Annotated in this window: 18 protein-coding genes; 7 read left to right on the top strand and 11 right to left on the bottom strand. The window is 52.0% G+C overall.

Annotation, left to right across the window (positions count from 1 at the left end; translation table 11 throughout):
• Positions 1 to 40 precede the first annotated feature (40 nt).
• Entirely contained in the window at positions 41 to 1783 is a 1743-nt protein-coding gene (locus B3007_RS10100; protein WP_301378160.1) for a response regulator, read from the bottom strand.
• A gap of 145 nt (positions 1784 to 1928) precedes the next feature.
• Here B3007_RS10100 and B3007_RS10095 point away from each other — a divergent pair, with 145 nt between their 5' ends.
• Both B3007_RS10095 and B3007_RS10090 read left to right on the top strand, forming a co-directional pair.
• Positions 1929 to 2474 carry a helix-turn-helix domain-containing protein gene (locus B3007_RS10095; RefSeq protein ID WP_068442183.1) on the top strand — a complete coding sequence of 182 codons (546 nt, stop codon included), beginning with the start codon at positions 1929 to 1931 and terminating at the stop codon, positions 2472 to 2474.
• A 54-nt stretch (positions 2475 to 2528) separates the two neighbouring features.
• The gene (locus tag B3007_RS10090; protein WP_301378159.1) at positions 2529 to 4550 is read left to right on the top strand and encodes an ATP-binding protein; all 2022 of its coding nucleotides are present in this window, start codon (positions 2529 to 2531) and stop codon (positions 4548 to 4550) included.
• On the opposite strand, the gene B3007_RS10085 is transcribed toward B3007_RS10090, so the two are convergent.
• Positions 4522 to 4914 carry a hypothetical protein gene (locus B3007_RS10085; protein ID WP_068442175.1) on the bottom strand — a complete coding sequence of 131 codons (393 nt, stop codon included), beginning with the start codon at positions 4912 to 4914 and terminating at the stop codon, positions 4522 to 4524. The genes B3007_RS10090 and B3007_RS10085 overlap by 29 nt on opposite strands.
• A gap of 89 nt (positions 4915 to 5003) precedes the next feature.
• On the opposite strand from B3007_RS10085, the gene B3007_RS10080 reads away from it, so the two are divergent.
• Complete coding sequence (locus tag B3007_RS10080) at positions 5004 to 6173, top strand: 1-acyl-sn-glycerol-3-phosphate acyltransferase (protein ID WP_068442172.1); 1170 nt, start codon at positions 5004 to 5006, stop codon at positions 6171 to 6173.
• A gap of 48 nt (positions 6174 to 6221) precedes the next feature.
• Here B3007_RS10080 and B3007_RS10075 read toward each other — a convergent pair whose 3' ends face one another.
• Complete coding sequence (locus tag B3007_RS10075) at positions 6222 to 7016, bottom strand: tetratricopeptide repeat protein (RefSeq protein WP_068434731.1); 795 nt, start codon at positions 7014 to 7016, stop codon at positions 6222 to 6224.
• Between the two features lie 108 nt (positions 7017 to 7124).
• On the bottom strand, positions 7125 to 8018 hold the full coding sequence (locus B3007_RS10070) for a response regulator (RefSeq protein WP_301378158.1): 894 nt from the start codon (positions 8016 to 8018) through the stop codon (positions 7125 to 7127).
• Between the two features lie 159 nt (positions 8019 to 8177).
• On the opposite strand from B3007_RS10070, the gene B3007_RS10065 reads away from it, so the two are divergent.
• A complete protein-coding gene (locus B3007_RS10065) occupies positions 8178 to 9044 on the top strand; it encodes a cation diffusion facilitator family transporter (RefSeq protein WP_301378157.1) in 867 nt (288 codons plus the stop codon).
• Positions 9044 to 10045, top strand: a complete 1002-nt coding sequence (locus tag B3007_RS10060) for a hypothetical protein (protein ID WP_301378156.1) — start codon at positions 9044 to 9046, stop codon at positions 10043 to 10045. The genes B3007_RS10065 and B3007_RS10060 overlap by 1 nt, the downstream gene beginning before the upstream one ends.
• Here the strand turns inward: B3007_RS10060 and B3007_RS10055 are convergent.
• The gene (locus tag B3007_RS10055) at positions 10032 to 10628 is read right to left on the bottom strand and encodes an alpha-ketoglutarate-dependent dioxygenase AlkB family protein (RefSeq protein ID WP_301378155.1); all 597 of its coding nucleotides are present in this window, start codon (positions 10626 to 10628) and stop codon (positions 10032 to 10034) included. The genes B3007_RS10060 and B3007_RS10055 overlap by 14 nt on opposite strands.
• A gap of 1 nt (position 10629) precedes the next feature.
• Positions 10630 to 11580, bottom strand: coding sequence for a cysteine synthase A (cysK, locus tag B3007_RS10050; RefSeq protein WP_301378154.1), 951 nt, complete (start codon positions 11578 to 11580; stop codon positions 10630 to 10632).
• An 83-nt stretch (positions 11581 to 11663) separates the two neighbouring features.
• On the opposite strand from cysK, the gene B3007_RS10045 reads away from it, so the two are divergent.
• Positions 11664 to 12929 carry a GGDEF domain-containing protein gene (locus B3007_RS10045; protein ID WP_301378153.1) on the top strand — a complete coding sequence of 422 codons (1266 nt, stop codon included), beginning with the start codon at positions 11664 to 11666 and terminating at the stop codon, positions 12927 to 12929.
• A 31-nt stretch (positions 12930 to 12960) separates the two neighbouring features.
• On the opposite strand, the gene B3007_RS10040 is transcribed toward B3007_RS10045, so the two are convergent.
• The 5 genes from B3007_RS10040 to B3007_RS10020 are packed head-to-tail and all read right to left on the bottom strand — an operon-like array spanning position 12961 to position 18311.
• On the bottom strand, positions 12961 to 13845 hold the full coding sequence (locus tag B3007_RS10040; RefSeq protein WP_301378152.1) for an acyltransferase: 885 nt from the start codon (positions 13843 to 13845) through the stop codon (positions 12961 to 12963).
• Positions 13846 to 13855: 10 nt separating this feature from the next.
• Positions 13856 to 15970 carry a phosphate acetyltransferase gene (gene pta, locus B3007_RS10035; RefSeq protein ID WP_301378151.1) on the bottom strand — a complete coding sequence of 705 codons (2115 nt, stop codon included), beginning with the start codon at positions 15968 to 15970 and terminating at the stop codon, positions 13856 to 13858.
• Positions 15963 to 17147 carry an acetate/propionate family kinase gene (locus B3007_RS10030; protein ID WP_297533174.1) on the bottom strand — a complete coding sequence of 395 codons (1185 nt, stop codon included), beginning with the start codon at positions 17145 to 17147 and terminating at the stop codon, positions 15963 to 15965. The genes pta and B3007_RS10030 overlap by 8 nt, the downstream gene beginning before the upstream one ends.
• 37 nt (positions 17148 to 17184) lie before the next feature.
• Entirely contained in the window at positions 17185 to 17520 is a 336-nt protein-coding gene (locus B3007_RS10025; RefSeq protein WP_297533173.1) for a PilZ domain-containing protein, read from the bottom strand.
• Positions 17517 to 18311: a glucosaminidase domain-containing protein gene (locus B3007_RS10020; protein WP_297533172.1), complete on the bottom strand. Its 795-nt coding sequence runs from the start codon at positions 18309 to 18311 to the stop codon at positions 17517 to 17519. The genes B3007_RS10025 and B3007_RS10020 overlap by 4 nt, the downstream gene beginning before the upstream one ends.
• Positions 18312 to 18645: 334 nt before the next feature.
• Here B3007_RS10020 and B3007_RS10015 point away from each other — a divergent pair, with 334 nt between their 5' ends.
• Positions 18646 to 19584, top strand: coding sequence for a GGDEF domain-containing response regulator (locus tag B3007_RS10015; protein WP_301378150.1), 939 nt, complete (start codon positions 18646 to 18648; stop codon positions 19582 to 19584).
• The last annotated feature ends 29 nt before the right edge of the window (positions 19585 to 19613 follow it).

The raw sequence follows: 19613 nt of genomic DNA, 5'->3' as shown, positions 1-19613 counted from the left end.
GCGCACCGCTATAAGCCTGCGTGAAATTCCTTAACTTTCTTTACCCCAGGGTGGCATCAGGGCTGAACCAGTGCAGCTCACTGATACTGACTTCAGGGCTTAATACACTTCCACTCAGCCAGTCGATTCGGGCTTTGTGGGAGGTGGCCAACAGCTCGGAATGTTGAATATGCCCGGCATAAATTATCATGCCTTCATCATGTAATTTCTGTAGTAGGCGTCCACCCTGGACAGCATTCCGTGGCTCTTGCATCCGTGTCAGAAACTCGGGTGCGAGAGTGATACCACCAATGGGTAGGCTAAGTATTTGTCGGGCGTTAAGGAAGCTTCGGCCGAAGTGTCGGATCATCCGTGTAATGTCATGGTGCACTAGCTCACCATGCAACAGAATATCTTCTTCCTGCTCACTGAGTAGCTGTTCTTCACTGAGTATCATAGAGACTTCAATGGGATGCAGGGCACGTGCCTGCTCCAGTGCTGGTAAAAACTCCCGAACAGACTCAGCCGAAGCATTGTGGCTGTCGAGGATAACTCTTACTGGACCACTGAAGTGAGATTGCCAGGTCGTTACGACGGTTGTTAACCAGGCGTGCCAATCGGCTTCTTTATAGTTGCCCAGTTGTTGGCTTTCGACGCCAAGGATTTCGCCATGCAGTCCGAAAACCGGGAGCACCGTATGTTCTTCTGCCGTTGAGCTTGCCTGACGGGTATTCAAACCGAGCTTTTCACGCAGCCAGGATTCATAGTCTGAATCTGAAGGGGCTTCATGGCGGGTCATGCTGGCAGCCGGGAGTCGACCGTCGGTTTCCATTGCGGCGGCGAAATCCTGAAGCTCTGAAACAGACGATGCATCACGGGCAGCAATCAGAAACTCGTTAGGCTGAGGCATGTGATAGAGGTCCTGACCCTGACGACAGATACTTTTGAGGTCAGAGAACAAACGAGCCGAAGCACTGAGGTCGTCAACCAGTTCAGCCTCAAACTGGATGTGAAGGGCGGCAGCTGGCAGCGATTCCTGCGATGACTCTGAAGAATGATCTGCGAGTGTACTCTCTACTGCCGGACTGTTGAAAACGGATGAATTCAGATCACATACGCATAAGCGATATTGAGCCCCAAGCGGACTGATAGCCATCGACGAAGGCAGTTGCTGATGTTCGTTGTCGAGGAGTGTGAAGTGACCCAGCCAGGTCGCTCCAGACTCAATCTGCCGTGTCACTTCTGCTTCAAGCGTTACTCCTGCTGCCGAACAGGCGGGCGAGAAGAGGTTGAGCCCCTGCAGATCTTCCTCCCTGATTGCCAGCGCTTTGCATAGCTGCGGGCTGGCAAGACGAATGATCCAGTTGCTGTCGGTCAGAAACGCCGCTGAATCCGTAGTCAAGGCTTGTTGAAACTGATGAACGTAACCCAGCAGGCTTTGTTGACGAACGCCTTCTTCTATATCAATGGTCAGCAGTGTGTTGTCCCATGGCTTAGCGACAAACCGGTGGACGTCACCCGCATGCCAGGCTTCGCGCAACGCGGAGTAGTCGACCTGACCAGACAGAAGCAGGCGATAGGTATATGGGGAAATTTTTCTGGCTTCGTGGCACAGAGAAATACCATCACGGCGTGGCATCTTGAAGTCTGTAACCATAACGTGGATGTGCTCGCGGCGAAGTACGTCGAGTGCTTCCTCGCCATCATTTGCTTCGAACAGGTTCCAGTCCTGAGACCTGAGCATGCGGCGTAGTGCCTGAATAATGCTGGGCTCGTCATCTACTAAAAGTACATTGATCTGCATAGTTGCTGCTTCTCCTTTTGTAGAAGTGTAGTTCGACGCTTTTTGGCTCGGAACAAGAACTCTGTAAATTCCTGTTAATTTATCCTTGCAAACGCAGAAGGCTATCTATACTGGATTTAGTGTAGTTACCTATCGAGAGATTGCTGTGAGGGAAAAACAAGCGCTGACAACAGGTGAAGTCGCCAAATACTGCGGAGTGAACTTCCGTACAGTGATCCGTTGGATCGAACGCGGACACCTGGATGCATACAAACTGCCCGGCCGTGGCGATAACCGAATACCGGTAGAGAGCTTTGTTGATTTCCTCAACAATAACAACATGCCGGTTCCGGAAGAGCTCGACAGCGGCGGACATAAACTCGTGCTGCTGGCGGACGTTGATGAGGTCTCGACAGAGATCGCCTCCTGCGTCCGGCGGGCTGGCTGGGATCTTCTGGTGACACAGGACCCTGTCCACTTTGGCTTTCTGATCAGTCAGAACCAACCGGCGGCCATCGCGATCACCCGACCGGAGTTCGAAGAGTCGGTGAGGCGTGTGGTCCGTGATGGTGACCATAAAGAGATGCTCTGCATCTCCATATGTGGCTCGGGCGATGGCGCACAGGGGCTTAAGGACGGATGGCTTCACCTGCGTTGGCCGCAGGATCAGCAACAGTTCATCCTGCAGCTGACCAGTAATCAGGCAGCGTGATGTAATCGGGCGTTCAAGCCCGTCCTGATTGTGATTTCCGGGAGCGTAACGTCAATGTACTGGACGTATGTGATCATTATTGCGCTTCTTGCTGCTGTTATGGTTCTTCTGACCCGGCTGTCTCAGCAGCGTATCTCACTTGTCGACCTACAGCGCGAGAAAGACCGCGCTGATATTCTCTGGAAACATTTTCCCGGCGTCGTCGCTGAAATTCGACCTGATGGCACTATTATGAGTGCCGGAACCGGTATACAAACCCCTGGTGCAGACCGCCTGATTAAAGGTGAACAGGTTCAGAGCTTTCTCTCGGGGGAAGCTCTGAGTACATTCAGTCAACGCCTGAAAGAATCTGTGGTTTCCCGCCAGCCCGTTTCGTATTGTCTCTGCGTTGACGCTGATGACACGATCGTACACCTGCGGAATGAACTTGTCCCCATCACACGTGATGGCCGGGTTAAGTCCTTATTGATCATCAGTAGCGATATAACTGAGCTCAAAGAGGCTGAAGAGAAGCTGAAGACCGAGAAAGCGATTGCTGAGTCAGGATACCAGGCAAAGCGTCGTTTTCTGGCCAGTATGAGCCATGAGATCCGGACGCCACTGAACGGCATGCTTGGTGCTCTCAGCCTTCTCGGCGGAACCCCCCTGAGTCCCCATCAGAAAAGCTACCTTCACAACCTGCAACAAGGCGCAGATCATCTGCTGGCTATCGTGAATGATGCCCTTGATGTCTCCAGGATTGAGAGTGGTCACCTGCAGTTGGTGAGAGAGGAGTTTGATCTGCTGGCTCTGGCGCAGCGGGTTCTGGGAATTGTCCAGGGGAAGGCCTCTGAAAAGCGGATCGCACTGCAGCTCTTCTGTGACGATGACGTGCCGGGGCGGGTTGTTGGTGATCCTCTCAGGGTCAGTCAGATTCTCATCAACCTTCTCAACAATGCGTTGAAGTTCACTGACAAAGGTCATGTCATATTGCGGCTCGTGAAGTCTGACAAAGATGGAGACAATATAAGGTTTTCGGTAGAGGACACAGGCAGTGGAATTGAGCCATCCCGGGCGCCTTACCTTTTTGATGAATACAGTGCCGCCCACGATGAGCGTTCCAGGGCGTTGGGTGGCACGGGCTTAGGCCTGAATATCTGCAAGCGCCTTGTTGAGGCAATGGGCGGTAATATTGGAGTGGCCAGCACGCCCGGTACCGGTTCCTGTTTCTGGATGAACATCCCGTTAACGGCGACCCATGAGGGAGTTGAGACCTCCACGGATCTTAAATTCCGTGACAGGACGCTCTGGGTGGCTGACTCCTACGCGGTAAATCGCTCCTTCGTTATGGGGGTTGCCGGACGCATGGGCATGAATGTGCGTGGCTTCGATCGCCTCAGGGACTGTATTTCAGCCTTGCTGTTGGATAAGCCTGACGTGCTTGTTCTGTCACGCCGTTTTTTTGCGGCACCTGATATGCAGCTTCAATATGACTCTCTGGGAGACGTCAAGTTGTGCGTCAGCTGCGATGAAAGTTTTTCTGAGAATTGGCAGCCTCCGTCTGAGCTTGTTCGTGGTGCCTGGGCCTGGCCAATAGATCATCGCCATCTGAGTTCGCTTTTAGGGCGTGTTCTTGAAACAGAGCCTGTTGGTGATCAGGTGATCCGGCCGTCGGGCACAGAATCAAAACAGGTAGTTCGTTCCTCCCTTTACTTATTACAGGTTCTTCTTGTCGAAGATAATCCTGTGAATCAGAAGGTTCTGGAGCAGCTACTGAAGCGGCAGCAGTGTCAGGTGATCGTGCGTAGTAGTGGTATCGAAGCTATCGAATATCTGACCAACAACGCTGGTACAGAGCTGGTCATAATGGATCGGCATATGCCCGGTATAGATGGCATAGAGACCATGCGACGTATCCACGCATTGCCGGGGTACGAAACTCTGCCGGTCGTTGCCTTATCTGGAGATGCTCTGGAGGAGCAAAAGCTTGAGTTTCTTCAGGCGGGAGCGATTGACTACCTGCTTAAGCCAGTGAGCCCACAGCGCCTGAAGCAACTGGTTGATAGCTTCAGGTCAGAGCATCGCCGTGCGGTATAAAGCGGTTGTCTGTTTCTGCTTTCATTTTGCGCACGATGTCTTTTTCTGGTTTCCGGCCTTGCGACTTCAGATATCGGAATATACGGATGGCTGGGTTATTTGACCCAGATTCAAAACCACTCAGCGTCTGTTCTGCGCGGATATAAAAAAAAGCGATATTAATGAGCTCAGCATCCGTCAGGTCTGAGAGAGATTGTTCCCAGTCACCCTGGCTGTTGCGAATCCAGTTCGCCGCCTGATTTCTGAGTTGCTCCGCTGCGCTAGCGGGATTGTCTGCGGCGGCTGCAAGCTGTCGTAACTCGTCGTTCGTTGGAACGTTCTCAGTCTTTGTTGTGGTCGCTGACGGGTTCCATTCACCGATCATACATTCTACTCCGCAGTTTTCTGCCGTTGCTCTGTCGTATATGGTAGCGATATTACCACAGAGCGAAACAGGTCGGGACGCAGGGCATCATGAGTGACATTGAAGAAGATCGTTATCATGACATACGGCCATATAAGGACGAGGAAGTCAGGCAGGTTCTGGAAAGATTAGGGCAGTCTTTTGAACTACATCGGGCGTTGGTGTCCTATCGCTTTGCCCGATATCCGCAATGGCTGCAGCGAATACTGGCTCGGATGGTTGGCTGGCAGCTTCGTCGCCATTTTGCACCAATGACAACCGTAGATGCCTTTCAGGGATGGTTGAAAGACTGGATAACAGCCCTGATAGACTCGACCACTGCAAATGTGGAGGTTCATGGCCTGGACCTTCTGAACAAGGGCCAGTCGTATCTTTGGCTGTCCAATCACCGCGATATTGCCATGGACCCCACGCTGATAGGTTACGCCCTTGTCTCGTCTGGGTGGCCAACAGCAAGAATTGCGATTGGCGATAATCTGCTGGCCAATCCGGTACTGGCGGATCTGATGAGGCTGAACAAAAGCTTTATCGTTAAACGTTCAGTTTCAGACCGTCGGGCACGGCTAAAGGAATTTCAGAAACTGTCAGGTTATATCCGCCACTCACTCGAGGATGGCCACTCTGTCTGGCTTGCACAAAGAGAAGGGAGGGCGAAAGATAATCTTGATCACACGGATACCGCAGTTCTTAAAATGCTGTCTCTTAGCGGGCGGGATGACCGGCTCACTTTCGCTGAAACTTTGCAGCGGCTGCGGCCAGTACCTGTATTAGTTCAGTACGAGTGGGATCCTTGTGATGTATTGAAAGCCCGCGAACTGGTGGCACTGGAGGAGAACGGTGTTTACAAAAAATCTGAAGGAGAGGACACACACAGTATTCTCCTTGGTATGAAAGGGCAGAAGGGCAATATCCGTATTTGCTTTGGGCGACCCCTGGCGATGGCTGACATGCAGGACGCGAACCTGATGGCAGCAGCAACTGACCGGGAGATTGATCTGATGAAAAAACTGTTTCCGGTTAATTATGCGGCTTTACGCTTGCTGCAGAGTGAGCACCAGCTCTATCAGGACCTGAACTGGCAGTGCCCTGTTGGTATGGAACTACCGTTGAATGAGTTGAGTATGCGGTGTTCGGGAGAGCCGACCGCAGTGAAGATCAGAATGTTAAAAACTTACGCCGCGGCATTGATCAGCCGCTTGTCGAGCCCGAGTAATCAGTAATTATCCGGCGTCTTAATCGCCGGATAATTACCAAATCTACCCGCTGCACTATTGCGCGTTCAGAAGCTCAGTAATACGAAGGTCAACGTTTGGACGAATACTGACGTCAGGGAACTCCTCAGTAATCATACGGAAGTATTCCAGTGCCTTCAGACGACTACTCTGGGAGTTGTATGGGCTCATGTAAATCAGTCCCATCTGGTAAAGAGCTTTAGATCGGATCTCTTTTCCTGACGCCTCATTCTCATAAACGATGGTGTATACGGTAACGGCTTCTTCGATGCGGTCTTCAGTAATCGCACGTTCACTCATCGGATTCAGTTCATCGTCATATGGAATGTTTGGTCTTGACAGTAATTCCTCACGATTCAGATTATTCAGAAGTTCTTTTGCTGGCACGAAAACCGGATTTTCTGCGCGTTGGTTGAGCTCTGCAAGGTGCGATTGGATGCGGCTGGAAATACGTGAAGACGGGAATTCCTGGCGGTGTTTCGTGAAAAACTCACGTGCCTTGGCGTCATCACGCTGATCATTGAAGCGATTCATGTAAATCAGGCCAATCTGGTACAGAGCTAACGATTTCATGTTATCGCTGTAATCCGGGTTGTTGTAACCCATCATGTAGGTATCGACCGCTTTTTCAGTCTGGCCGCGTGCAATTGCCTGAATGGAAAAGGTTAGTAAGTCTGGCTCGTCTCTCAAAGCCGCAGCTGCTCGGAGGCGAATGTTTTCTTCATATTTAGCGACTTCATACGCTCCTGCGCCCGCGACGGCAAGTGGTGCCGGTGCAGCACATGAAGCAAGTAAAAAAGGTGTGACGATAAGTAGCAGACGGATCAGCATAGTTATATCCCTGTTGTTGTCATAATGCCCACTGGATCAGAGTAAGCTTGTAGCCAGTCTAAATTGATGACAACGGGAAGGAAAGTCAGTTCATCGGGAAAGCGTAGATCAGCGTATCACCGATGCGGCCAGGACCGCGGCAAGAACACCGATCGAAGCCCCGGCAATGGCTGCTCGCAAAGCAGTGGATCTGACCATTCTGACGGTGGCTCGACGGTGATCCTCGAGTGCAGAATCAAAAGCCATTTTCTGAACCTGAAGCTTGCTGGTCAGTTCATCAGTGGCACGTTTTACCATACGGTCTGCGACGGCAGCGGCCAGTTTCTGGTTCGCTGTTTTAGTTCGGTTAAATAGTCGTTCAGATTCAAACTCCGCATCCAGCTCTTTCTGAACTTCGCCGACTTGTTGCTGTAGTTGGCGGCGCATTACTTCAAGCTGATGACGCTGGTGCTGCTGAAGTTGAGAGGCAGTGGTGTCAATGCCAGCGGTAATTTCTCCTTTGGCCTCCGTCAAGGCACTTCTGAGGTGCTTCTGTACCAGGCGGTCAATCTCTACTAAGGGAATAGAAGCAGTAGGCAAAGTAGTCACGTCCTTATTCGCGTCATTTGCAGCGGGCTTGTCGAGAGAGCGAATGACTGCCATGACGGCTTCCTGATCCGCTGGTTTGCAAAGAACACCGTTGGCGCCTTTCTGCAGTGCAATCCGGAAATAGTCTTCGCCGTCTTTCGACGTATACATGATGGTAGGGATGGCAGAGGTCTTGGGATTTGCCCGAATCATCTGGGTGGCCTCAAGCCCATCCATTCCCGGCATCATATGATCCATGAATATGATGTCTGGCTGACGATGCTCAAGGAAAGCTAATGCAGCTTCGGCGCTCTCGACAGTGTCGACGTTTACCTGAATGCGAGCGAGGAGTCTTTGCAGCACCAGGCGTGCAGACTTGGAGTCATCAACAATGAGGGCACTTTTTATCAGCATGGCTATATTATTGTTATGCAAAAATGCAATCTTTAGTCGATTCCATATCGAAATCAAGGATTTATTACGCCTAACTTGAACCAGGTCACAGGGGGGGAGTGTGAGAATGGCCCGGGGAGCATCAGAAATTGAATGGATCTGGCATAATAGATAAGCGAGATATCTGGCAGGGGGCCAATAATGACAGTACAAGACCATGGGCATTTAATTAAGCGGGCTGCTGTAGCGTCTCTGGTGACTGCGACAGTTCTGTTGCTTTCAAAAGCCGCGGCGTGGTCTGCCAGCGACTCGGCGAGTGTTCTGTCCTCTCTGCTTGATAGTCTGATGGACATTGCAGCCTCCCTGATCAACTTTTTCGCAATACGTTACGCATTAATGCCACCAGATGACGAACATCCTTTTGGTCATAGCAAAGCAGAAGGACTTGCTGCATTAATGCAGTCAGCTTTTATCCTTGGCTCGGCGACTATGTTGCTGCTTCATGTGATCGACCGCTTGCTGAAACCTCAGGAATTAACGGCCCTGCCGGAAAGTATTGGTGTGATGGCTTTTTCTACGTTAGCCACTGTATGCCTTGTGATGTACCAACGTTATGTCTGGCGAAAAACCGGATCACTCGCGGTTAAAGCAGACTCGGCACACTATCTCAGTGATATTCTGACTAATATTGCAGTTATCGTTGCGCTTGTCGGTGCTATGTGGGGGGTGTTGTGGCTCGATGCCGTCATTGCGTTACTCGTTGCTGCGATACTGGTGTTCGGAGTTATTACTATCGTTAAAGAGGCTCTTGCCGTACTTATGGATCAGGCACTGGATGCAGATGATGAGGCGGAGCTGATCAATATCATTAATACCACTGAGGGGGTACTGGGTTACCATGACCTGAAGACGCGCCAGTCGGGTGTGGTTCAGTTCGTGCAATTCCATCTTGAGCTTTCGGCAGATCAGTCGCTGAAGCAGGCACATGCAACCGGGGAAGCGCTTGAGCAGAGAATTCTGGAGCGTTTTCCGCGAGCTGAAATTCTGATACACCACGATCCTATCTGATGATTCGCAGTGTATTTTTAATAGTTTCTCTGTTGGTATTCTGCTCATCAGATTGTCTGGCCAGCGGCTTCGACGAGCCAACGCTTATTCCTTACGGAACCGTATGGCCCGAGAAACCAGAAACTGAAGAAGACGTTCAGACAGAAGTTACTGATGATATGGCAGAACGGTCACGTCGTTGGTTGATTGATCATCTGGATAATCTGTCGGGTGGCATCGACAGTTTTTTCGTTGATCGATTTTTTAACGATGATGTGACCGATATTCAGGGACATGGCAGCCACGCTAAATTCTCTTTTTTTACGCGTCGTGAATTGGGTGACCCAGTGGACTACAAGTTTGGAGTCAGCCTCAATATCGAACTTCCTCATACTAATGACAGATTAAATCTCCTACTGGAATCGGAAGACGAGGACGTTCGGGAGTCACAGGTATTAGAAAGCCCGGATAACGTTACCTACAGTTCAGCACTGCGATTTATTATCCAGCAGACAGAGCGTTGGAGCTCGTCGGTTGATGCCGGTATACGCTGGGGAATTCCGCCTGATCCGTTTGTACGCTTTCGGGCTAAGCGTCCCGTGTATTTTGACTACTGGAACTTCACTTTTCGTCAGGAGCTGAATTACTACACCTCAGATGGTTATGGTTCAGTGACGGATCTGACATTTGACCGTCCGATTGATACGCAGCGCTTATTTCGCTATGAAATGGAGAGCGAATATCTCCTGAATAATGATTATTTTACTCTTATGTACGGTGCTGGCCTGTACCATGAAATTAACCCTATTTATGCCTATGCGATTCTGGCAAAAGCAACGGGGGATACGGAATACGGAGCTACGTTTGACGCCTATGAATTCGGCGTGCGTCTGCGTCGACGTATTTATCACGACTGGATGTTTGCTGAGTTACATCCTCAGTATATCTGGACTCGTGAAAATGACTGGGAACCGACGCCGGTACTGATGCTGCGTTTGCAGGCTGAATTCAGACGGCAATAATTCTGCGGAAAGTCAGATTGATGCGCGGCTCTGTTACCCGTGCGCGGCGGGGAAGGGCGTGCTGCCAATCGGACTGCATGCCAGCCTTCATGATGAGCAGGCTACCGTGTTGAAGGGCCAGGCAGTGTGCCTGTCGCGTTGCTCCAGAAGGTCGTAGAGTAAAGTCTCTTGCAGCTCCCAGGCTTACAGAGGCGATCACTGGTGCTTCGCCTAATTCAGGCTCATCGTCGCTGTGCCATCCCATGCTGTCCTGTCCATTGCGATAGAGGTTAAGCAACACCGAGTTAAATTCAACGCCTGCTATTCGGGAGAGGTCTTTCGCTAACGAGGCAAGGTAGTCTGGCCAGATAACAGAAGTGAAGTCTGTTCCTGAATATCGGTAAGTATGAGGGCGATCTCCCATCCAGGCCTGCAGCCGTGGAATCGGGTGTCTTTTTCCGTAGATGGTGATGCTTGGCTGCTGCCAGGCAATGTCAGACAGCAGGCGACTCAGTAATTTATCGCTGTTCCCGCGGGATAACCAATGGGGAAAATATTCCATGCTGCCATCCGGCAGCATGGTTTGCCCGAACAGGTCACTCATCTCAGTTATCGAAGAAACCTTCAAACAGAGGAGAGGTCAGGTAGCGTTCGCCAGAGTCTGGGAGAACGACAACGATGGTCTTGTCTGCATAGGCGGGATCTTCGGCCAGGCGCAGAGCACCAATCATAGCTGCACCGCATGAAATACCCGCGAGAATACCTTCTTCGGACATGAGCCGATGTGCCATTGCCATCGAATCGTCATTGGAGACAGGTTCGACTCTGTCCAGCAATGAAATATCGAGGTTGCCCGGAATAAAGTTGGCGCCAATGCCCTGAATCTTGTGTGGTCCAGGAGTCAGTTCTTCACCTGCAATTTTCTGCGTAATAATGGCTGAGTCAGCAGGTTCAACAGCAACCGCTTCGATAGAGCTCTTCTGGCTCTTAAGGTAGCGGGCACAGCCACTGATCGTGCCACCAGTACCGACACCTGCAACGATAACATCGACGGTTCCGTCGGTATCATTCCAGATTTCCGGACCCGTTGTTTTCTCGTGGATAGCCGGGTTGGCCGGGTTTTCGAACTGTTGCAGCATAATTCGGGAGTCAGGCGACTCGGCCAGAAGTGCTTCTGCTTTCTGAACTGCCCCTTTCATACCTTTAGGACCTTCAGTCAGAACCAGGTTAGCGCCCAGGGCTTTCATGACTTTACGGCGTTCCATGCTCATGGTTTCTGGCATGCATAGGGTGACCTTGTAGCCGCGTGCTGTCGCGACAAAAGCAAGAGCAATACCTGTATTGCCACTGGTCGGCTCGACAATTTCCATGCCGGGCTTGAGAAGCCCATCCTGTTCAGCTTGCCAGACCATGTTGGCGCCGATGCGGCACTTCACAGAATGCGCCGGGTTCCGGTTCTCAAGTTTGGCGTATAAACGTGGGTGTTGCGTCAGTTTACTGATGCGGACGAGTGGGGTGTTGCCAATTGACTGGGTAATGTCGTCGTAGACCTTCATAGTTTCCTCAGTGACAATATTTCTGGTTGGGCTAAACTTAGGCCGATATGTGATGTACTAACGACAGCAAACCGGGAGAGAAGTTGCCCAGTTCCAACGTTCAGCGAGACAGCGATACCTTACGGCCCCTTGAAAGCCAGATCAATATGCTTACAAGCCTGATCGAGCGTAAAAAAGCTGGGGGGCGCTTCCCGGCAGCCCTGGAGGCCAGTTATCAATCGTTTCGTCTACGCCAGTTTTTCAGCGTGGATCTGCGTGTCATCATGTCTGGCCTGCTGGTCTTCGTGGTCTTTGGCTGGGCGGATTTCTCATTTGGAGGTGCCCAGTCAGTCATGTTGTTCAGTGTCAGGGTGCTGATCGCTGTGCTTCTGATGTTGGCTATTATCTGGATTCCCCGCAGTCGCTTTGCACCATACTCTCTCTACGCTCTGGTGGTTGGGGTGTACATATGTTTCCTTTCAGTGCTCTGGAATATATATATCGTTGATCTGCCGTGGGGCTATTTTTACCATCTGGGTATGATTCCCATGCAGGTCTTTGCTTTACTCGGCTTGCGTAGCAACTATCGCGCGATGTTTTCCTGCTCGTTGGCTATGTTGCTGAGTTATACCGCGTTTATCGTGTTGCTGCCGGGCCCTGCGGAGCTAACCGAAGTGAAGCGTCTGGCCATGGCCATGGCGCCTTATTACATCCTTTTCTGGGCGATACTCGTCATTATGGCATCCTATTTGTCGTATACGATTGAGTCTGGTACCCGCACTGACTTCATCAAAAACCGCTTATTGGCACTTGAGGCGGATAGGTTGCAATACCTTGGTAGGCGCCTGCAGCAGTTGTCGACGACGGATTCGCTGACAGGGATTGCCAACCGGCGCCATGCAGAGACTCAGCTTTCTGAAGAGTGGAGACGTTGTCTGCGCAGCAATGAACCGCTTGCGGCACTGATGGTCGATGTGGATCTGTTTAAGGCTTACAACGATCAATATGGACATCAGCAGGGGGACACCTGCCTGCGCAGTATTGCTCAGAAAATGGCTGAGTTCTGTCGGCGCCCTGGGGATGTTTGTGCGCGTTATGGCGGAGAAGAGTTTGTGGTCGTTTTACCTGAGACGACGCTGAATCAAGCCGAAGAACTGGCGCAGGAACTGTGTGAGGCCATAGCCGGTCTGAACATTCCTCATGCCCGTTCCCCTCACAGTGTTGCGACTGTGAGTATTGGTGTGGCTGCTGAGATTCCCAGAGCAGGTGAAAATTATGAAGGGCTTCTGAAGCGAGCAGACGTTGCGCTCTATCAAGCTAAAGACAACGGTCGTAATCAGGTAAAACGCCAGTCAGTCACACAGGGCTGACTGACGTTTTCCGGCAGCTACTAGCTAGCTACTACTGGCGGTTGCGCAGTGCTTCCAGGCGGGCATCTTTCTCTTCCCAGAGCTTCTGTACCCATTGCTGAAAGTGCAGGCGGTAGCTGTCGTCTGTCTCGTAGTCACCGTTAATCAATTCGGCTGGAATCGGCTTCTCTTCGACTATCACATCACAGCGTGGCATTTTTCCCTGCATAAAATCCCAGAACGTTGGAATGCCATCCGGGTAGTTGATAGTCACGTCCAGGATTGACTGGAACTGATCACCCATAGCGCTCATGGCGAATGCCATGCCACCCGCTTTGGGCTTCAGCAGGTGCTTGAAAGGCGAGCCGGTTTCGTCATGCTTCTTCTGAGTAAAGCGTGTGCCTTCGAGAAAATTCATCACGCTGGTTGGCATGTCTTTGAACTTTTCACAGGCCGCGCGTGTTGTATCCAGGTCTTTACCCTTCATTTCCGGGTGTTTCGCCAGGTACTCTTTGCTGTAGCGCTTCATAAACGGGAAGTCGAGTGCCCACCAGGCCGCGCCCATAATAGGCACCTTAATCAGTTCCTGCTTGAGGAAGAATTTCAGCAGGGGGATACGGCGATTCAGCGTGTGCTGGAGAACCAGAATATCGACCCAACTCTGGTGATTACTCAGAACGAAATACCAGCCGTTTCGGCTCAGGTTATCGGGGCGCTCTATTGTCCAGTTCATTTTCTGGGTCAGGGTCATCCAGCCTGAGTTGCAGCTGATCCAGGCATTGGCGACAGCTGCCAGTAGGTAGGTAAGGAGCTTACGTACCGGAGCGACTGGAATGATCACTTTCAGGAAGGTCAGTGGAAACAGTAAGCACGCCCAGAACAGGGTGTTAATCAAAAGCAGCAGGCTTGCAATAATGCCGGTTACGATCGGTGGCATGTCAGATACCTTATTTCTGATGTTGGGACTGAATCGCTGTCAGGGCGATGGTGTAGACAATGTCTTCTACCAGAGCACCTCGTGACAGGTCATTTACCGGTTTCGCGAGGCCCTGCAGCATCGGTCCGATACTGATGACGTTGGCACTTCGCTGCACCGCTTTATAGGTCGTATTACCTGTGTTCAGATCCGGGAATATCAGCACGGTTGCCTGTCCTGCGACGGGGCTGTCCGGCGCCTTACTCTTGGCAACGCTGGCGGTGGTGGCCGCATCATATTGCAAAGGCCCATCAACTACCAGATCAGGACGGCGCTCACGTACGATGGCCGTAGCCTCACGGACTTTCTCTACATCGGCGCCGCTCCCGGATTCGCCTGTCGAGTATGACAGCATGGCGATCCGTACCGGTATATTCATCTGCATGGCCGATTCAGCGCTCTGAATCGCGATATCCGCCAGCTCTTCCGGGCCGGGATCCGGGTTTACAGCACAGTCACCGTAGACGAGAACCTGATCTGGCAGACCCATAAAGAACACAGAAGAGACAAGCTTGGCGTTCGGGGCTGTTTTGATCAGCTGCAGAGCAGGGCGGATCGTATTCGCCGTTGTATGGATGGCGCCGGACACCAGCCCATCAACTTCATCCTGTGCCAGCATCATGGTGCCGAGCACGACGTTGTCCTCGAGCTGAGCGAGTGCCATGGGTTCTGTCAGGTTCTTATGCTTGCGGCGTTCAACCATGCCTGCAACGTACTGATCGCGGACGTCGTCCGGATTTACGATGCTGAGATCATCGGGAAGCTCAACTTCCTGCGCGCGTGCAACCTGACGCACGCTCTCCTCGTTGCCGAGCAGAATGCAGTTGGCAATGCCGCGGCTCTGACAGATGGCTGCAGCAGCAATGGTTCTTGGTTCTTCACCTTCCGGGAGCACGATCCGGCGCTTATTGGCTCTGGCATGAGACACCAGCTGGTGACGGAAAGCCGCCGGGCTCAGGCGCGGTGTATGTGGCGCGCCGATACGTTCTGACAATGTTTCAACATCAAGATGCTGGGATACCGCATTCATGATGCGCTTAACCCGCTCGGTGTCATCAACCGGAACGTGCGTATCCATGTGGGTCAGGGCGCGGGCGGTGGAGTAACTGTCGCTTTCAACACTCAGAACGGGGAGGCCGGTTTGCCATGCGCGCTCGCACAGGTTGTGCAAGGCATCGGTTGGTGTGTACCCCGATGTCAGCAACAGGCCAGCGAGAGGGGTGCCATTAGTCGCGGCCATTGCACTTGCGACAATAATGTCATCGCGATCCCCTGGGGTCACAACCAGAGTTCCCGGGCGAAGGTGGTCGATCATATTGGTCAGTGTGCGGGCGCAAAGAGTAATGCGCGCCACGCGTCGCTGATCAATGTCCCCCTCACTGATAACGTCTGCGTTCAGTGCGCGGGCAATATCAAGCGTGCGTGGGCTGAGCAGGTCAGCCTGCCATGGAATGACGCCGAGCACAGGGCAGTCATCAATACTAATCTGCTCGCATTCTTTGGCGCTACAGCCTGCCGGCGGCATGTCCGCCGGAGACTCCTCCGAGGTGGGCAGAGCGCCATGAATATCCGGTGCACCGGCTTTGTTGATAATACAGCCCATCATGCTGGCTTTTTTACCGCCAAAGAGACCGACCTGTAGCTTCAGGTCTGAACGGATCTGGCTGGCACTTTTGCCCTCTGCACTGGTGACCAGCAAAATGTCGGCACCCATGGCTTTGGCAATTTCAACATTAAGTTTGGCGGTATAGGGCTCGCTCCGGTCTGGTACCAGACCTTCGATGATCACCACATCGCAGCCTTCGGCCACCTGAGCGTGAAGGCCGACGGCATCCTCCAGAGTGCGATCCAGCATGCCATTACTGACCGACTGCTGAACATCCGCCAGTGCCATCGGTTCTGGGGTGTCGAGGTGGAGAACACTGCGGATGAGCTGAGTGGAGCGTTCGTTGGCCGAAGAACCTGGGGCGATCGGTTTCACAAAGCCGACTTTCAGGCCCTGAGCATCGAGGGCCTGAATCAGGCCAAGGCTGATGGTTGTCAAGCCGCTTTCAGTATCGGTCGGGGCGATGAAAATATTAATCATGGTCAGATGTCAGCCTGTATGTGTCCTGCGCGATCATGCGCTCTTCGTCGGTGGGAACTACCATGACCAAGGGGGTGCCCTGTTCACTGATTCGCCCGGTTTCGTTGCCGTTCGATTGGTTAAATTCGCTATTGAGACGATACGGAATGTTCTTCCAGCACGCCAGAATGCGCTGCCGAATGTTGGCCGAATGCTCGCCAATGCCGCCGGTGAATACGACTGCATCGGTGTGCGTGAAGTTGGTGCTGAGTGCAGCTAGGTGACGGGCAGTACGGAAGCAGAATGCATCGATCGCACGTCGCGCGGCTTCATCCCCCTCAGATTCCGCTTCAAGAAGAGTCCGCATGTCGTTGCTGAGCCCACCGGAAAGTCCTAACAGACCGCTTTCCCGGTTGAGCGAAGTCATCAAGTCATCGAGTGGCTGCTCCGCGGCCTTACTCATAAATTCAATCAGCCCTGGGTCAATATCACCACTGCGTGTGCCCATAACCAGGCCTTCAAGAGGAGTCAGCCCCATGGTCGTATCAACGGACTGACCCTGGCGGATTGCGCAGGCACTGCAGCCATTCCCTAAGTGAGCAATGATCAGATTGAGGTCTTCGGGCGACTGCTTTAACCGGCGCGCGGTTTCAGCAGCAACAAACCGATAACTTGTACCGTGAAAACCGTAACGGCGGACACCGTAATCTTTGTACCAGGCATAGGGTACGGCATAGAGGTACGTAGACTCAGGGATGGTCTGGTGAAATGCGGTATCAAACACAGCAACGTTGGGCACGCCCGGGAGTAATTCGCCGCAGAGTTCGATTCCCATAAGGTTCATCGGGTTATGCAGTGGTGCTAGTCCAGACACTTTCTTGAGTTCTACAATGGTTTCCTGATCCAGGGTACAGCTCTGGATAAAAGATTCGCCGCCATGGACAACCCGGTGTCCAATACCTCTGAGCCCTTTCAACTGAGCTTCCGCGGCCTTGATGAATGTTGTCAGTGCGGCACTGTGATCCATGCTACCCGAGGTCTGAAGTTCAATCTCCCCCGAGACTGACAACGAGGCTTGTTCTGTTCCCAGGCGGTCGGCATTAGCCTCTATAACCGGGTTAGTTTCTTCAGCGTTATTGTATAGGGCAAGCTTGAGAGAGGAGCTGCCACAGTTAACTACCAGTACCGAGCCTTCCATCGGTGTTTATATCTCCTGTCCGTATGTTGAGTCGGGGTTAGCCTGGCCGGATATTCTGGCTTGCCAGGTACCCCAATAATCTCAGGGTGATATCGCCGTCGTGCTGTAAAAGTCGCTCTTTATGGAAGCGGAGGCTGTAACGACTGCCCTGTGCTCCGGGCTCCGCTCGAACGATCTGAGCCGGGATATTCTTCAATTCATGTTCTGCAGCGGAAATTGTCAGGTTGACCCGTGCGCCAATTGGCAATTGCCCCTGGCTTATGACTGTTATGCCGTCGGTGGAAAGCCAGGTTACTGTGCCTGAGATACTGCGTCGCTTCAGAGGAAGCCAGTGATGACGAAACAGCGTGACCTCGATATGTGACTCTGTCATGAATCTGAGGTTTCCGGCTGATCGTACTTTCCCAATTTGTTGAATCTGATCATGCTGCGCACTTCATCTATGTATTCATGGCCTCGTTCGGAATAACTTTCGAGCCCACCTGCGACCACAGTGCCGCTGGCAAAGCCTTTGCTTTTCATTGCTTCTGAGCGGATGCGGCGTAATTCGCGATACGCGTCATGGCGGTTAATGTTCAACATGTAGCTGCGCACGCTGGCGTACGGACTTTTGAAAGAAGCCACTTCGTGAAATGCATCGCCTGCTCGCTGCTCAGGCACAATACCGCAGCCCTTGCTGAAGCACCACTGACCAAACAGATTGTTACCTTTCACGGCAAACCTTGAAGTTCCCCAGGCCGATTCGTTGGCTGCCTGCGCCATGGCGAGGCTTGGCGGGACCGGAGCTACGCGCACTAACAGGCGTTCTATCAGCTTACTGGTCTCTTTTACGTCCTCGAGTCGGTACTTTGCGGCCAACGTCTGCAAAAATTCGTTCGCTTTGTCATCCAGCTCGTCGTACTTCCCATACTCCTTTATAGCGAGAAGGGCTGAACGTTCGGCCATAATCTCCCGGTTCGCTTCATCTGCCAGGCGTTCGATAAATGAGAAGAAGGCCTGCTTCTTTTCTTTGACATTGGTGTATGAAGAAAAGTCCGGGAGTTTCTCTTTGCTGATCGTTTTATCCACGGTGAAGTCTGTTGCGACATCGGGTTGATTGCTGCATCCGGAAAATAGAAATGCCGCTATCACGAGGCCATACAGACAGATCGTACGTACGAACATAGGGAGAAACTCCTCTTAAAAACATGAACTTAGTTTATCAGGTTCCTCTGTGGGGGTTGAAGGTGCCTGTAACAATGGCCTTCTGCAAGTCACTGCTGGGGCCCGGAATAGGACAAATCGGGTTAAGGTTGACAATATCCTGACGGAAAAAAGTGCTTAACTTTTAATTTAACTGGCGTCCAGTAATTAAACGTTAAATTTTATTAACAAGGCGCAAGAATACGATATGCTGGCCGATAATATTCAAGGCAGGTTTGAGAGTTTTCAGTGCAGACAGTGAACGGTTTTGCGACTCAGACCAGCCTAACTTGGACAACGGTCGGGGCACCGGAATATGGCAACAGAACCCATTATTTTAATTGCAGATGAGACTCTGTCTGTGCAGGCTCAGCTTGGTGAAGCGCTGGGTAAGCAAGTATCGCTGGTAAGCGCGATGAATCAGGAGCAACTGGATTACTGGATCGATCAACCAGACCGCAAGCCAGACCTGTTAGTCGTAGATCAGAATTTTACCGGACAGCAATTGTCGCGCTTCTGCCATTATTGGAAGCAGGACCCTGAAACCCGTCAGATCGGTCTGATTGTGATGGGCCCTGATGATGACGATGTGGAAATCTCTTCACTGGGTGCAGGTGCTGATGCGTATCTGCGTAAGCCGCTTAATTCTCAACTGTGCCGTCTCCGGATTGATCAGTTATTGGCAGCGCGCAAAGAAATGCAGCGTCTGGAATCATTGTCTGTTACTGATGGCCTGACTGGTATCGCAAACCGCCGCTATTTCGATGATTTTCTGAAAGCCGAATGGCTGCGAGCGAAGCGTGAGGGCGGCAATATCGGCCTGATCATGGTGGATATCGATCATTTCAAAGCGTTTAACGACCACTATGGTCACCTTGAGGGCGATCACTGTCTGCAGAAAGTAGCAGCGACGCTGAAAGAGCAGGCGCAGCGCCCGCGGGATCTGGTCGCCCGCTTTGGCGGTGAAGAATTCGCGGTGGTTCTGCCATCCATTCATTTTGATGGCATGAAAGTGGTGGCGGATCGAATCCGTTCTTCACTGACAGAAGCAGCCATGCCTCACGAAGCGTCGGATACCAGTGATATTCTGACGGTAAGCATGGGACTGGCATGGGCAGAGCCGTCTTCGTCTGACAGTATGGAAGCCTTGATTGAAGCAGCAGATGAAGCCTTGTATGCGGCTAAAGCAGGCGGGCGCAATCGTTACAGCGAGACGGTTGATCTTGCTTCTATCCGGTCGTTGATGACCAATTGAAAGACAGGGGGCAATTAGCCCCACTGTCG

The sequence above is a fragment of the Thalassolituus sp. UBA675 genome (assembly GCF_002297765.1).
Classification (GTDB): Bacteria; Pseudomonadota; Gammaproteobacteria; order Pseudomonadales; family Oceanobacteraceae; genus Thalassolituus.
The sequence above is the reverse complement of the archived record's forward strand: the minus strand, read 5'-3'. Positions and strand labels throughout refer to the sequence as shown.

Coding starts and splice junctions, on each gene's coding strand:
- B3007_RS10100 (WP_301378160.1), bottom strand. CDS start 1,783: ATGCAGATCAATGTACTTTTAGTAGATGACGAGCCCAGCATTATTCAG.
- B3007_RS10090 (WP_301378159.1), top strand. CDS start 2,529: ATGTACTGGACGTATGTGATCATTATTGCGCTTCTTGCTGCTGTTATG.
- B3007_RS10085 (WP_068442175.1), bottom strand. CDS start 4,914: ATGATCGGTGAATGGAACCCGTCAGCGACCACAACAAAGACTGAGAAC.
- B3007_RS10080 (WP_068442172.1), top strand. CDS start 5,004: ATGAGTGACATTGAAGAAGATCGTTATCATGACATACGGCCATATAAG.
- B3007_RS10075 (WP_068434731.1), bottom strand. CDS start 7,016: ATGCTGATCCGTCTGCTACTTATCGTCACACCTTTTTTACTTGCTTCA.
- B3007_RS10065 (WP_301378157.1), top strand. CDS start 8,178: ATGACAGTACAAGACCATGGGCATTTAATTAAGCGGGCTGCTGTAGCG.
- B3007_RS10060 (WP_301378156.1), top strand. CDS start 9,044: ATGATTCGCAGTGTATTTTTAATAGTTTCTCTGTTGGTATTCTGCTCA.
- B3007_RS10055 (WP_301378155.1), bottom strand. CDS start 10,628: ATGAGTGACCTGTTCGGGCAAACCATGCTGCCGGATGGCAGCATGGAA.
- cysK (WP_301378154.1), bottom strand. CDS start 11,580: ATGAAGGTCTACGACGACATTACCCAGTCAATTGGCAACACCCCACTC.
- B3007_RS10040 (WP_301378152.1), bottom strand. CDS start 13,845: ATGCCACCGATCGTAACCGGCATTATTGCAAGCCTGCTGCTTTTGATT.
- pta (WP_301378151.1), bottom strand. CDS start 15,970: ATGATTAATATTTTCATCGCCCCGACCGATACTGAAAGCGGCTTGACA.
- B3007_RS10030 (WP_297533174.1), bottom strand. CDS start 17,147: ATGGAAGGCTCGGTACTGGTAGTTAACTGTGGCAGCTCCTCTCTCAAG.
- B3007_RS10025 (WP_297533173.1), bottom strand. CDS start 17,520: ATGACAGAGTCACATATCGAGGTCACGCTGTTTCGTCATCACTGGCTT.
- B3007_RS10020 (WP_297533172.1), bottom strand. CDS start 18,311: ATGTTCGTACGTACGATCTGTCTGTATGGCCTCGTGATAGCGGCATTT.
- B3007_RS10015 (WP_301378150.1), top strand. CDS start 18,646: ATGGCAACAGAACCCATTATTTTAATTGCAGATGAGACTCTGTCTGTG.